Source organism: Streptomyces sp. NBC_01551 (genome assembly GCF_026339935.1).
Lineage (GTDB): Bacteria > Actinomycetota > Actinomycetes > Streptomycetales > Streptomycetaceae > Streptomyces.
This window is the reverse complement of record NZ_JAPEPX010000001.1, coordinates 3,908,245-3,921,514: the sequence shown is the minus strand read 5'-3', so window position 1 is coordinate 3,921,514 and position 13,270 is coordinate 3,908,245. Positions and strand designations below refer to the sequence as shown.

The 13,270-nt window shown below is 72.6% G+C and carries 12 protein-coding genes; 4 read left to right on the top strand and 8 right to left on the bottom strand.

Annotated elements, in window-relative coordinates:
• Positions 1-32: 32 nt before the first annotated feature.
• The 8 genes from OG982_RS17710 to OG982_RS17675 are packed head-to-tail and all read right to left on the bottom strand — an operon-like array spanning position 33 to position 6,991.
• A complete protein-coding gene (locus OG982_RS17710) occupies positions 33-2,087 on the bottom strand; it encodes an NADH-quinone oxidoreductase subunit L (RefSeq protein ID WP_266785642.1) in 2,055 nt (684 codons plus the stop codon).
• Positions 2,084-2,452 carry an NADH-quinone oxidoreductase subunit NuoK gene (nuoK, locus tag OG982_RS17705; protein ID WP_266948863.1) on the bottom strand — a complete coding sequence of 123 codons (369 nt, stop codon included), beginning with the start codon at positions 2,450-2,452 and terminating at the stop codon, positions 2,084-2,086. The genes OG982_RS17710 and nuoK overlap by 4 nt, the downstream gene beginning before the upstream one ends.
• Positions 2,452-3,081: an NADH-quinone oxidoreductase subunit J gene (locus OG982_RS17700; RefSeq protein ID WP_266948862.1), complete on the bottom strand. Its 630-nt coding sequence runs from the start codon at positions 3,079-3,081 to the stop codon at positions 2,452-2,454. The genes nuoK and OG982_RS17700 overlap by 1 nt, the downstream gene beginning before the upstream one ends.
• Positions 3,081-3,719, bottom strand: a complete 639-nt coding sequence (locus OG982_RS17695; RefSeq protein WP_266948861.1) for an NADH-quinone oxidoreductase subunit I — start codon at positions 3,717-3,719, stop codon at positions 3,081-3,083. The genes OG982_RS17700 and OG982_RS17695 overlap by 1 nt, the downstream gene beginning before the upstream one ends.
• Entirely contained in the window at positions 3,719-4,687 is a 969-nt protein-coding gene (locus tag OG982_RS17690; protein ID WP_266948860.1) for a complex I subunit 1 family protein, read from the bottom strand. Before OG982_RS17690 ends, OG982_RS17695 begins: the two co-directional genes overlap by 1 nt.
• Positions 4,684-5,967, bottom strand: coding sequence for an NADH-quinone oxidoreductase subunit C (locus OG982_RS17685; RefSeq protein WP_266948858.1), 1,284 nt, complete (start codon positions 5,965-5,967; stop codon positions 4,684-4,686). Before OG982_RS17685 ends, OG982_RS17690 begins: the two co-directional genes overlap by 4 nt.
• A complete protein-coding gene (locus OG982_RS17680; RefSeq protein ID WP_266785654.1) occupies positions 5,964-6,593 on the bottom strand; it encodes an NADH-quinone oxidoreductase subunit B in 630 nt (209 codons plus the stop codon). Before OG982_RS17680 ends, OG982_RS17685 begins: the two co-directional genes overlap by 4 nt.
• On the bottom strand, positions 6,584-6,991 hold the full coding sequence (locus tag OG982_RS17675; RefSeq protein WP_266785656.1) for an NADH-quinone oxidoreductase subunit A: 408 nt from the start codon (positions 6,989-6,991) through the stop codon (positions 6,584-6,586). The genes OG982_RS17680 and OG982_RS17675 overlap by 10 nt, the downstream gene beginning before the upstream one ends.
• A 169-nt stretch (positions 6,992-7,160) precedes the next feature.
• Between OG982_RS17675 and OG982_RS17670 the strand changes: the two genes are divergently transcribed.
• From OG982_RS17670 to OG982_RS17655, 4 genes are all read left to right on the top strand, one after another.
• A complete protein-coding gene (locus tag OG982_RS17670; RefSeq protein WP_266785658.1) occupies positions 7,161-8,333 on the top strand; it encodes a sensor histidine kinase in 1,173 nt (390 codons plus the stop codon).
• 626 nt (positions 8,334-8,959) lie between these two features.
• Entirely contained in the window at positions 8,960-10,255 is a 1,296-nt protein-coding gene (locus tag OG982_RS17665; RefSeq protein WP_266785660.1) for a sensor histidine kinase, read from the top strand.
• Positions 10,256-10,487: 232 nt separating this feature from the next.
• Positions 10,488-11,159 carry a response regulator transcription factor gene (locus tag OG982_RS17660; RefSeq protein ID WP_323139263.1) on the top strand — a complete coding sequence of 224 codons (672 nt, stop codon included), beginning with the start codon at positions 10,488-10,490 and terminating at the stop codon, positions 11,157-11,159.
• Between the two features lie 154 nt (positions 11,160-11,313).
• On the top strand, positions 11,314-13,269 hold the full coding sequence (locus OG982_RS17655; protein ID WP_266785662.1) for a 2-oxoacid:acceptor oxidoreductase subunit alpha: 1,956 nt from the start codon (positions 11,314-11,316) through the stop codon (positions 13,267-13,269).
• Position 13,270 lies beyond the last annotated feature (1 nt).

The window sequence follows — 13,270 nt, the reverse complement described above, 5'->3', positions numbered from 1 at the left end:
CGGGCTGATATCAATCACGGCTGACTCACGGCTCACGATCCGGCGTTGACGTTGGCGAGGACGGCGGTGGCGATCGCCAGGACCACGGCGCCGGCGAGCAGGGCGCTCAGGTAGCTCTGCACGTTGCCGGTCTGGGCGCGGCGGACGAGGGCGCCGAGCAGCCGGGGGCCGAGGCCCGCACCGCGGACGTACGTGTCGACGACCTCGCGGTCGAGGAAGCGGACGAGGCCGGCCGCGGCCCGGACGGGGCGGACGAAGAGCCGGTCGTAGACGGCGTCGAGGTGGAAGCCGTCGGCCGCGTGGCGGTACAGGGGGCCGAGCAGCGCGCGACCGGGGTCGGGGGCGGGTCCGGCCGGGACGGCGGGGTGGTCGTGGGTCACCTCGGCCACCTCGGGGGTCTCGGCCGCCGAGGCCGCGGCGGCGGTGGCCGCGGACAGCGTGGCGGACACGGCGGCGGGCTGGCCGGTACCGGCTCCGGCCGCGGCCGCGGCGCCGATCGCGGCGGGAGCCGCGGCGGCCTTCGCGGTGGCGCGCTGCCAGAGGCCGTAGGTGAGCAGGGCGCCGACGAGGGCCGCTCCCGTGCCGAGGAGCGAGGTGGTCAGCGTCGGGGTGAGCTCGCCTCCGTCGAACCAGTCGGTGATGGAGTCGAAGGCGAGTCCAAAGGCGATCGACGGGACGGCCAGCAGCCACAGCACGCCGGTCATGGCGAGGGGTTCCTTGCCGTGGTCGGGGGCGGCGGCGCCCTGGCCCCGGAAGGCCATCAGCCACAGCCGGGCGGCGTAGGCGGCGGTGAGCAGGGCGGTCAGCACGCCGGCGACCAGGACGACCCAGCCGGCCGTGACGGGGGCCAGGTCCGAGTGGCCGGTCGCGGTCTGCTCGGCGGCGACGAGGACGGCTTCCTTGGAGAAGAAGCCGGCGAACGGGGGGATCGCGGCGAGCGCGAGGAGCGCGATCGTCATCGTCCAGAAGGCGTCGGGGACGCGCTTGGCCAGGCCGTCCATCCGGGACATGGCGGCCAGGGAGTTCGTGCCGGCGGCGTGGATGATCACGCCCGCGCCGAGGAACAGCAGCGCCTTGAAGGCGCCGTGGGAGAGGAGGTGGAAGACGGCGGCCTCGCGGTCGCCGACGGACAGGGCCCCGGTCATGTAGCCGAGCTGGCCGATCGTCGAGTAGGCCAGCACGCGCTTGATGTCGTCCTGGGCCAGGGCGGCGAGGCCCGAGCCGATCATCGTGACGGCCGCCATGACGGCCATGACCACCAGTGCGGCCTGCGAGGCCGCGAAGACCGGCAGGAGGCGGGCGATGAAGTAGACACCGGCGGCGACCATCGTCGCGGCGTGGATCAGCGCGGAGACCGGGGTGGGGCCCGCCATGGCGTCCGGGAGCCAGGTGTGCAGCGGGAACTGCGCGGACTTGCCCGCGACGCCGGCGAGCAGGAGCAGTGCGATCAGCGTCGGGTGGTCGAGTCCTCCCGCGGCGACGGTGCCCAGGATCTTGGTGATCCGGAAGGAGCCGGCGTCGGTGGCGAGCGCGAACAGGCCGATGAGGAAGGGGACGTCGCCGAGCTTGGTGACGAGGAAGGCCTTCAGGGAGGCGGAGCGGGCCGCCTCGGTCTCCCAGTAGTGGCCGACCAGGAAGTACGAGCAGATGCCCATGACCTCCCAGCCGACCATCAGCACCATCAGGTCGCCGGAGTAGACGACGAGCAGCATGGCGGAGGTGAACAGTGAGACCAGAGCGGCGTAGGACGGGTAGCGCGGGTCCTCGCGGAGGTACGCCGTCGAGTAGAGCTGTACGCAGGTGGCGACGACACCGACCAGGACGGCGACCAGCACGGCGAAGCCGTCCAGGTACAGCGACAGGTCGATCGGCACGGAGCCGGTCGGGGTCAGCTCGGTCGCCGTGCTGATCGGCGGGCCGCCGCCCTGCCGGATGGCGACGAGCACGGCCAGTACGGCGGCGGCCAGCGTCGGCAGCAGCGCGAGCGGGCGGACGAACCCGGGCGCGGTGCGGCCCAGGAGGAGTCCCGCCAGCGCGCCCAGGAACGGGAGGAGGGGGACGAGGACCGCGAGGGTCGTGGTGCTCACGCGGCGACCTCCGGCCGGGCTGTGGTCTGGTCGGGCCGATCCCGCTGCTCGGGCTCGTGGCCCTCGGCGGTGTCGCGCATCTTGTCGACGTCCGAGGTGCCCCGGTTGCGGTACACCATCAGCACGATCGCGAGGCCGATGCCGATCTCGGCGGCGGCGATGGCGATGGTGAAGAGGGTGAGGGCCTGGCCGGCGTGCAGGGTGTCGCGCAGCCAGACGTCGAAGGCCACCAGGTTGAGGTTGACGGCGTTGAGCATCAGCTCGACGGACATCAGGACCAGGATGGCGTTGCGGCGGGCCAGTACGCCGTACAGGCCCGTGCAGAAGAGGAGCGCCGCGAGCACGGCAGGGTAGGCGAGGTGCATCAGCGCTGCCCCTTGCTTTCGTCGGGGCCGTCGGCGGTGGTGGCGCCGGTCGCGGCGGTGGTCGCGTCGTCCTTGCGGGACAGCACGATGGCGCCGATCAGGGCCGCGAGGAGGAGGACGGAGAGCGCCTCGAAGGGCAGCACCCAGTGCTGGAAGAGGATCTCGCCGGAGACCTTGGTGGAGCCCTGGGCCGGTCCGTCGAGGTCGATCCAGGTGGTCCGGAAGGCGTCGACGACGACCCAGACGAGCGCGACGGCCGCGACGCCGGCCACGCCGAGGGCGACCAAGCGGTTGCCCGAGTCGGCGTCCGGGGAGCGGCCGATGGGGGCCTTGGTGAGCATCAGTCCGAAGAGGAGGAGGACGACCACGGAGCCGAGGTAGATCAGGACCTGGACCCAGGCGATGAACTCGGCCGTCAGCAGCAGGTACTCGACGGCGATGCCGCCGAGCGCGACGACCAGCCAGAGGGCGGCGTGCACGAGCTGCTTGGTGTTGACGGTGATGACGGCCGCGCCGAGGGTGGCGAGGCCCACGAGGACGAACGCGATCTCGACGCCGGTCGGGGACAGGAAGCCGGGGCCGGGGGCGGGGCCTTGGGCCGCGGCCGCGAGGTGGGCGGTGAGCAGCATCAGGCGGTGCCTCCGGCCGGGGTGTCGGGGGTCGTGCCGCCGGTCGTGCCGGGGTCCGCGTCGGGGGTGGTCGCCGCCTCGGCGGCGGCCGCGGCTTCGGCTGCCGCGGCGGCTTCGGCCGCGGCTTCGGCCTTCTCCGCGGCCTTGCGGGCGGCGGCGATCTCCTTCGGCTCCTCGGCGGCCGGGTCCAGCGCGGGCGGGGCCGGCACGGTCCACATCCACTCGCGCAGCTTGTCGCGCTCGTGGGTGAGCTCGTGGATGTCGGTCTCCGCGTACTCGAACTCCGGCGACCAGAAGAGGGCGTCGAAGGGGCACACCTCGATGCAGATGCCGCAGTACATGCAGAGGGAGAAGTCGATGGCGAACCGGTCGAGGACGTTGCGGCTGCGTTCGCGGCCGCCGGGGGTGGCGGCGGGGACCGTCTCCTTGTGGGAGTCGATGTAGATGCACCAGTCGGGGCACTCGCGGGCGCAGAGCATGCAGACCGTGCAGTTCTCCTCGAACAGGCCGATGACCCCGCGCGAGCGCGGCGGCAGTTCGGGCTGTACGTCGGGGTACTGGGCGGTGTGCGAGCGCTTCGTCATCGTGCGCAGCGTGACGGCGAGGCCCTTGGCGAGGCCGGATCCGGGGATGGGCATTACTGGATCGCCACCTTCACGATGCCGGTGAGCGCGATCTGGGCGAGCGCGAGCGGGATGAGCGTGGTCCAGGCGAGCTTCTGGAGCTGGTCCTCGCGCAGGCGGGGGTAGCTCACGCGGAGCCAGATCACGACGAAGGCGAGGATGGCGGTCTTGAGCAGGGTCCAGACCCAGCCGAGGCCGTCGGCGCCGAAGGGGCCGTGCCAGCCGCCGAGGAAGAGGACGGTGGTGAGGGCGCAGAGGACGACGATGCCGGCGTACTCGGCGAGCAGGAACAGCGCGAAGCGGAGTCCGGTGTACTCGGTGTACGCGCCGAAGATGATCTCCGAGTCGGCGACGGGCATGTCGAAGGGGGGCCGCTGGAGTTCGGCGAGGCCGGCGGTGAAGAAGACGAGGCCGCCGACGATCTGCCAGGGCAGCCACCACCACTCGAAGGCGTTGACGATGCCGGGGAGGGAGACCGTTCCGGCGGCCATGGCGACCGAGGCGGCCGCGAGCAGCATGGGGAGCTCGTAGGCGAGCAGCTGCGCGGCGGTGCGGAGGCCTCCGAGGAGGGAGAACTTGTTGGCGGAGGCCCAGCCGGCCATCAGCGAGCCGAGGACTCCGACGCCCATGACGGCGAGTACGAAGAACAGGCCGGCGTCGATGACCTGCCCGACGGCGCCGTCGCCGGGGCCGATGGGGACGGCGATGAGGACGAGGAGGTACGGGAGCAGCGCGACGGCGGGGGCGAGCTGGAAGATCCGCCGGTCGGCGTTGGCCGGGACGACGTCCTCCTTCTGCGCGAACTTGACTCCGTCGGCGACGAGCTGGGCCCAGCCGTGGAAGCCGCCGGCGTACATGGGGCCGAGTCGGCCCTGCATGTGGGCCATGACCTTGTGCTCCGTCTGCCCGACGACGAGCGGGAGCACGAGGAACACGGCGAAGACGACGATCAGTCGCAGGGCGACGTCGAGGACGTCGTTCACGCGTCGCCTCCGGTGTCGGGGTCGGTGTCTGGCTTGGGGGGCGCGGTGGGCTCCGGCTCCTCGAAGGCGGGCTTCGGGTTGTGCCAGGGCGCGTCCGCGCTCCGGGGGGCGGGCCTGCGGCGCTCGGCTCCGCCGGGGGGCCGGCTCTGGGCGTCGCCACTCACCGGGGGCGGGGTCTCGGCGGGAGCGTCCGTGCCCGCCGGGGCAGCGGCTGCCTGGCTCGCCGAGCCGTCGGCGGCGGAGCGGCTCCGCCGCGCGGGGCGGGCCGGGGTCTCGGCGGAGCCGTCCGTACCCGCCGGGTCGGCCGAGCCGTCGGCAACCGGGTGGGTGTCCGGGGTCGGGGGCTCCGTCCCCGCCTCCGGTGCGGGTACTGCCTGGCCCGCGGAGCGGGTGCGCCTCGCCGGGGAGCCGGGTTCGCCGGTGGCCGGCTCCGGCGGGGTCGCCTGGCTTGCCGAGCCGTCCGCTACCGAGCGGGTGCGGCGGGGCGGGCGGGCCGGGGACTCCGGGGTTCCGGCCGACGGGGCGTCGGCCGGCGCGTCCGGGGTCGCCTGGCTTGCCGAGCCGTCCGCTACTGAGCGGGTGCGGCGGGGCGGGGTGGCCGCGCCCTCGCGCGGGGTGCGGGTGGCGGCGGCGCCCTCGCGCGGGGTGCGGGTGGGCGTGCCCGTGCGGGGGGTGCGGGTGGGGCGGGTGGGGGCTGGGGGGAGCTGGCCCTTGAGGGGGCCCCAGTCGTTGGGGTCCGGGACGCCCGGGGGGAGCATCTGGCGGCGCTTCGGGGCATCCGGGTCGTGGGCCTCGCCCGGCTCCTTCGCGCCCGGCCAGGCCTTCGCGACGCGCGCGGCGAGGACGAAGTCCTTGCGCAGCGGGTGGCCCTCGAAGTTCTCCGGGAGGAGGAGGGGGACGAGGTGGGGGTGGTCGGTGAAGACGACGCCGAACATCTCGAAGGTCTCGCGCTCGTGCCATTCCGCGCCCGCGTACACCGCGACGGCGGACGGGAGGGAGGGCGCGGCGTGCGGGACCGTCGTGCGCAGGAGGAGACGGCGTACGCGGTGGTTTTCGAGGGAGACGACGTGCGCGCAGACGCGGAAGCCGGTGCCCGGCTCGTCGACCGCGCTCAGCCAGTCGAAGTAGGTGCAGCCCAGCTTGTCGCGGGCGATTTCGAGGGAGGAGATCCAGGAGCCGACGGGGACGTCGACGGTCAGGACGTCGTACGCGGACGAGCCGACGGCCTCCGCGCCGAACACCGTGGCCGCCGCGTCGGGAAGGGTGTCGTACAGGTTCATGCGCCGGCCCCCGGTGCGGGCGGCGGCGTGACCAGGCCGCTGGTGAGCTGGGCGACGGACGGATCCGTGGCGTAGCGGTCCGCGAGGGACTCCCGGGCGATCTTCTCCTGGAGCTTGAGGATGCCCTGGAGGAGGGCCTCCGGGCGCGGCGGGCAGCCGGGGACGTAGACGTCGACGGGGATGATCTGGTCGACGCCCTTCGTCACCGAGTACGAGTCCCAGTACGGGCCGCCGCAGTTGGAACAGGCGCCGAAGGAGATGACGTACTTCGGCTCCGGCATCTGCTCGTACAGCCGCTTGACGGCCGGGGCCATCTTGTCGGTGACGGTGCCCGAGACGATCATCAGGTCGGCCTGGCGCGGGCCGGGCGCGAACGGGATCACGCCGAGGCGGATGAAGTCGTGCCGGGCCATCGACGCGGCGATGAACTCGATCGCGCAGCAGGCGAGGCCGAAGTTGAACACCCACAGGCTGTAGCGGCGGCCCCAGTTCAGGACCACCTTCATGGGTTCGGGCGCAAGGCGGGAGAGGACTCCCAGACGCTTGGGCTCCGGAAGCAGCTGGGGTGACTGGGGCGGCTGGGGCAGCTGCGGCTCGGCCGGTGTCCCCACCGGTGTCACGTCCATTCGAGGACGCCCTTCTTGTACGCGTAGAGCAGGCCGACGGCCAGGAAGCCCAGGAAGATGAACATCTCCACGAGCGTCGTGGCGCCGTAACCGGCGGCGGCGAACACGGTCGCCCACGGGAAGAGGAAGATCGAGTCGACGGCGAAGATGACGTAGAGGAACGCGTAGACGTAGTAGCGGACCTGGGTGTGCGCCCAGCCCTCGCCGACCGGGTCCACTCCGCATTCGTACGTCAGCAGCTTCTCGGGCGTCGGGACGACGGGCCGCAGCAGGCGGCCGGCGCCGAAGGCCACGGCGACGAAGAGCACACCGAGGACCGCGAGCAGGCCGACGACCGAATAACTCCGGAAGTAGTCCGCCGCGAGCACGGTTGCGTTCGATACCGTCGGGTCTGACACGTCCGTTCCTCGCTCCTCGGCCACTGTCGGTGCTGTGGTTGTCGCTGTCGCATGATCTGGTACGCACGGGAGTCTAGGGCCTGCCTCACACGGGGTGGGGTTATCCCCCGTTCACAGCACCCCGGCCACCCCATGGCATCAGCCGACGCCGCTTGGCAGGCTGTGCCGCATGACCGTGATCGATCAAGCCTCCGACCATGACCGGCCGCCTCGGGTACGTCCGGCCCTAAACGCCGGGACCTGGAAGGAAATCGCGTACCTGCTGGCCAATCTGCCGGCGGCGCTGATCGGCTTTGTTTACACCCTCTTCATGGTAGTGACCGCGGGCGGTTTGTCCGTGACCGCGATCGGGCTGCCGCTGCTCGCGTGCGGTCTTTTCCTGTCTCGCCAGCTGGGACGGCTGGAGCGCGCGCGGGCGCGGGCGCTGCTCGGCGTACGGGTGGACGAGCCGAGTCCGTTGCCGCGTCCGAAGCGGGCGGGCGGGTTCTTCCCGTGGCTGTGGACGGCGCTCAAGGACCCGGTGGCCTGGCGGAACGTGCTGTACGAGCTGGTGCGGCTGCCGTGGGGGGTGCTGACCTTCACGGTGGCGCTGGTCGGGCTGTTCGTGCTGTGGCCGGTGCTGCCGTACGTGGCGCGCGGGCTGACGAACGTGGACCGGGCGATGGTACGAGGGCTGCTGTCCCCGTCGGACGAGCTGGAGCGGCGGATCGCGGAGCTGGAGTCGGACCGGGGGGTCGTCGTGGACACGGCGGCGGCGGATCTGCGGCGGATCGAGCGGGACCTGCACGACGGGGCGCAGGCACGGCTGGTGGCGCTGGCGATGGGGCTGGGCCTGGCCAAGGAGAAGCTGCTGGAGGATCCCGAGGGGGCGGCGGCGATGGTGGACGAGGCGCACGGCGAGGTGAAGCTGGCGCTCCAGGAGCTGCGGGATCTGGCTCGGGGGATCCACCCGGCGGTGTTGACGGACCGGGGGCTGGACGCGGCGCTGTCGTCGGTGGCGTCGCGGTGCGTGGTTCCGGTTCGGGTGGCGGTGGAGCTGCCGGCGCGGCCGGCGGCGGCGATCGAGGGGATCGCGTACTTCGTGGTCTCGGAGCTGCTGCAGAACGTCAGCAAGCACGCGCAGGCGCGGGGGGCGGGGGTTGAGGTGTGGCGGTCGGGGGCGCGGCTGCTGATCCGGGTGTCGGATGACGGGCGGGGCGGAGCCAGTGCCCTGGCCGGGTCGGGACTGGCGGGGCTCGGGGAGCGGCTGGACGCGGTGGACGGGGTGCTGGCGGTGGACTCGCCGACCGGCGGCGGCACCACCGTCACCGCCGAGCTGCCGTGGCGGGACCGGGGCAAGTAGCGCCCGCCCCGGCCGGGCAGGCCGGGCCCTGCGGGCCGGCGGGACCGGGGGAAGCGGCGCCCGGCACGGGCCACCCGGACCCTGCGGGCCCGCTTCCTGGGGCGCCGCCCCAGACCCGCGCGACCGGAGTTTGCCCGGCCCCGGCGGGGACCGGCCCGCTGGGTGCGCCCGGCCGGCTCGGTGGGCCCTGCGGGCCGCCGTTCCCCAGACCTCGCGCCTCCAGGGCCGGCGGGGCCGGAGTTGCCCGGTCCGGGCCGGGACTGGCCCGCTGGGTGCCCCGGCCGGCTCGGTCGGCGGCGGGCCGCCCGGGGCCTGCGGGCTCGCCTCCTCGGGCACCGCCCCAGCAGGCCGTGCCTCGAACGCCGCCGCGACCGGAGTTTGCCCGGCCCCGGCGGGGACCGGCCCGCTGGGTGCGCCCGGCCGGCTCGGTCGGCGGCGGGCCGCCCGGGGCCTGCGGGCTCGCCTCCTCGGGCGCCGCCCCAGCAGGCCGTGCCTCTTACGTCGGCAGGGTCGGGAGAGGTGGGGTTAACCCCCCGGGCGGGACGCCTACGGGCCGGATGGTTTGGGGGGTGGGGTGGGGTCAGGGTTGGGGGGTGGACAGGGTCTTGGAAGGGCGGAGTGGGGTTATGGGGAACCGTGGCGGGGTCGGACGGGTGTTGCGGGCGCCCGTGTCGGGGTGGGCCTGGCGGGAGTTCGGGTTCGTGGTGGTCGGGTTGCCGCTCAGCACGGTGTACTTCGCGCTCGCCATCGCCGGGGTCAGCCTCGGCGCCGGGCTGCTCGTCACCTTCCTCGGGATTCCGGTTCTGGCCGGGGTGCTCGCGATGTGCCGCGGGTTCGGGCAGCTGGAGCGGGCCCGGGTGCGCGGGCTGCTGGGCGTGGAGGTGGCCGATCCGGAGCCGATCCGGGCCCGTAAGCCCGGGGTGCTCGCCGCGATGGGGGCGGTGCTGGGGAGCGGCAGCGCCTGGCGCCACGCGCTGTACTCGGTGATCCACTTCCCGTGGGCGGTGTTCACCTTCACGCTGTCGGTGGTGTTCTGGACGTACGGGTGGGCCATGCTCCTGTACCCGCTCTGGTTCTGGGTCTTCCCCACCTACACCGACCAGCCCGGGCTCGAACTCTTCGAGAACGACGACTACTCCTTCTACCTGGACAGCCCGGCCGAGATCGCCCTGGCCTGCCTGATCGGACTGGCGTTCACGCTGGTCACGCCGTGGGTGGTGCGGGCGCTGACCAGCGTCGACCGGCTCCTGGTCGCGGGGCTGCTCGGGCCCTCCCGGCTCGCGCACCGCATCAGCGAGCTGGAGTCCGACCGGGGCGTCGTCGTCGACACCGCGGCCGCCGACCTGCGGCGCATCGAGCGGGACCTGCACGACGGGGCGCAGGCCCGGCTGGTGGCGCTGGCCATGGACCTGGGGCTGGCGAAGGAGAAGCTGACCGAGGACCCGCAGGCCGCCGCGCGGATGGTCGACGAGGCGCACGGCGAGGTGAAGATCGCCCTCCAGGAGCTGCGAGACCTGGCGCGCGGGATCCACCCGGCGGTGTTGACGGACCGGGGCCTGGACGCGGCGCTTTCGTCGGTGGCGTCGCGGTGCGCGGTGCCGGTGAAGGTGGCGGTGGAGCTGCCGGGCCGCCCGGTGGCGGCGATCGAGGGGATCGCGTACTTCACGGTCTCGGAGCTGCTGCAGAACATCAGCAAGCACGCGCGGGCCCGCTGCGCGAGCGTCGACGTGTGGAAGTCCGGGGAGCGGCTGCTGCTCCAGGTCTGCGACGACGGCCGCGGCGGGGCGGACACCCGGCCGGGCGGCGGGCTGGCCGGGCTCGCGGAGCGGCTGGACGCCGTGGACGGGGTGCTGGTCGTGGACTCCCCCGCCGGCGGCGGCACCACCGTCACCGCCGAGCTCCCCTGGCGCGCACAGCACTAGGGGGTGTCCGGTGGATCGGGGTCCGACCCGGGCCCGGCCATGATCCGCCGGACACGCCCTGGGGAGTGTCCGATACGGGTCCACCCGTACCGCCCCGCACCCGCCCGCTCACGAAAACCCTGCTCGCGCGCCACGCTTTGGCTCGGAACCGCCCTTGATCGGGCCCCGAGGCTGGGATGCTTGGCTGTGCCAGGGATTGCCGGACGGTCGTGAACGCGGGAGCTGCTGAATCGTGGAAGACAGGGTACGGGTGGTCATCGCCGAGGATTCAGTGCTGCTGCGCGAGGGCCTGACCCGGCTGCTGACCGACCGGGGGCATGACGTCGTGGCCGGCGTCGGGGACGCGGAAGCCCTGATCAAGACGGTTTCGGATCTCGCGGCGGAGGGCGCGCTGCCGGATGTGGTGGTGGCCGACGTACGGATGCCGCCGACCCACACCGACGAGGGCGTACGGGCGGCCGTGCGGCTGCGGCGCGACTACCCGGGCATAGGTGTGCTCGTGCTGTCGCAGTACGTGGAGGAGCAGTACGCCACCGAACTGCTGGCCGGTTCGAGTACCGGAGTGGGGTATCTGCTGAAGGACCGCGTGGCCGAGGTCCGGGAGTTCCTGGACGCGGTGGTCCGGGTGGCCAAGGGCGGTACGGCCCTGGACCCGGAGGTCGTCGCCCAGCTCCTGGGCCGCAGCCGCAAGCAGGACGTCCTGGCGGGCCTGACCCCGCGCGAGCGCGAGGTGCTGGGCCTGATGGCCGAGGGCCGCACGAATTCGGCGGTGGCCAAGCAGCTCGTGGTCAGCGACGGAGCGGTGGAGAAGCACGTCAGCAATATCTTCATGAAGCTCGGGCTGTCCCCGAGTGACGGGGATCACCGGCGCGTACTGGCGGTTCTCACCTATCTCCGGTCTTGATCGACTGACACTCTGTCAGGTATGCAGCACGGCGTCTGTCGGACAGGCCGCCCGCGGGGGCGGTCCAGAATTCGGGCGCCCCGAGGATGCACACCCTCACGGACGTAGGGTTGACCTCGGGAGCGAGCGCCCGCCTCGAAGGAGGTCCAGTTCAGTGACCAGCCAGGTCAGTAGCCCAGCCGAGCAGGCCGACGGGGCCGAAGGGGCTGTGGTCGGCGAGCAACGGACGGCCGACCACGCGGGTGGGAACGGAAAAGGCAAGGAGATCCGCCGCCTCGACCGGGTGATCATCCGGTTCGCCGGCGACTCGGGTGACGGTATGCAGTTGACGGGTGACCGGTTCACCTCGGAGACGGCGTCCTTCGGGAACGACCTCTCCACGCTGCCGAACTTCCCCGCCGAGATCCGGGCGCCCGCCGGCACCCTGCCGGGTGTCTCCTCGTTCCAGCTGCATTTCGCCGATCACGACATCCTGACGCCGGGCGACGCCCCGAACGTGCTGGTGGCGATGAATCCGGCCGCGCTGAAGGCGAACATCGCGGACGTGCCGCGCGGCGCGGAGATCATCATCAACACCGACGAGTTCACCAAGCGCCCGATGGCGAAGGTCGGGTACGAGACCTCGCCGCTGGAAGACGGCTCGCTGGACGCCTACAGCATCCACCCGGTGCCGCTGACGACGCTGACGGTGGAGGCGCTGAAGGACTTCGGGCTGCCGCGCAAGGAGGCCGAGCGCAGCAAGAACATGTTCGCTCTGGGCCTGCTGTCGTGGATGTACCACCGGCCGACCGAGGGGACGGAGGCGTTCCTGCGGCAGAAGTTCGCGAAGAAGCCGCAGATCGCGGAGGCGAACGTGGCCGCGTTCCGGGCCGGCTGGAACTTCGGCGAGACGACCGAGGACTTCGCCGTCTCCTACGAGGTCGCCCCGGCCACGCGTGACTTCCCGACCGGGACCTACCGCAACATCTCGGGGAACCTGGCGCTGTCGTACGGGCTGATCGCGGCGGCCCGGCAGGCCGATCTGCCGCTCTACCTGGGCTCGTACCCCATCACCCCGGCCTCCGACATCCTGCACGAGCTGAGCCGGCACAAGAACTTCGGCGTGCGGACCTTCCAGGCCGAGGACGAGATCGCCGGGATCGGGGCGGCGCTGGGCGCGGCCTTCGGCGGCTCCCTCGCGGTGACCACCACCTCCGGGCCGGGTGTGGCGCTGAAGTCGGAGACGATCGGGCTGGCGGTGTCGCTGGAGCTGCCGCTGCTGGTCGTGGACATCCAGCGCGGCGGCCCCTCGACGGGTCTGCCGACCAAGACCGAGCAGGCGGACCTGCTCCAGGCCATGTACGGGCGCAACGGCGAGGCCCCGGTGCCGATCGTGGCGCCGCGGACCCCGGCGGACTGCTTCGACGCGGTGCTGGACGCGGCCCGGATCGCGCTGACGTACCGGACGCCGGTGTTCCTGCTCTCCGACGGGTACCTCGCGAACGGCTCCGAGCCGTGGCGGATCCCGGACGTGGCCGACCTCCCGGACCTGAAGACCCCGTTCGCGACGGGCCCGAACCACGAGCTGGCCGACGGCACCGAGGTGTTCTGGCCGTACAAGCGGGACCCGCTGACGCTGGCCCGGCCGTGGGCGGTGCCCGGCACACCCGGGCTGGAGCACCGGATCGGCGGGATCGAGAAGCAGGACGGCTCGGGCAACATCTCGTACGACCCGGCCAACCACGACCTCATGGTCCGCACCCGCCAGGCCAAGATCGACGGCATCGCGGTGCCGGACCTGGAGGTCGACGACCCGGGGCAGGCCGACACCCTCGTCATCGGCTGGGGCTCCACCTACGGCCCCATCACCGCCGCCGTTCGCCGGCTGCGGGGCGCCGGGGTGCCGATCGCGCAGACCCATCTGCGCCATCTCAACCCCTTCCCGAGGAATCTCGGGGAGGTCCTGGGGCGTTACCAGAAGGTAGTGGTGCCGGAGATGAACCTCGGGCAGCTCGCAGGTCTGATCCGCGCGAAATACCTGGTCGACGCCCAGTCGTACAACCAGGTCAACGGAATGCCGTTCAAGGCCGAGCAGCTCGCGAAGGTTCTCGAGGAGGCCATCAATGACTGAG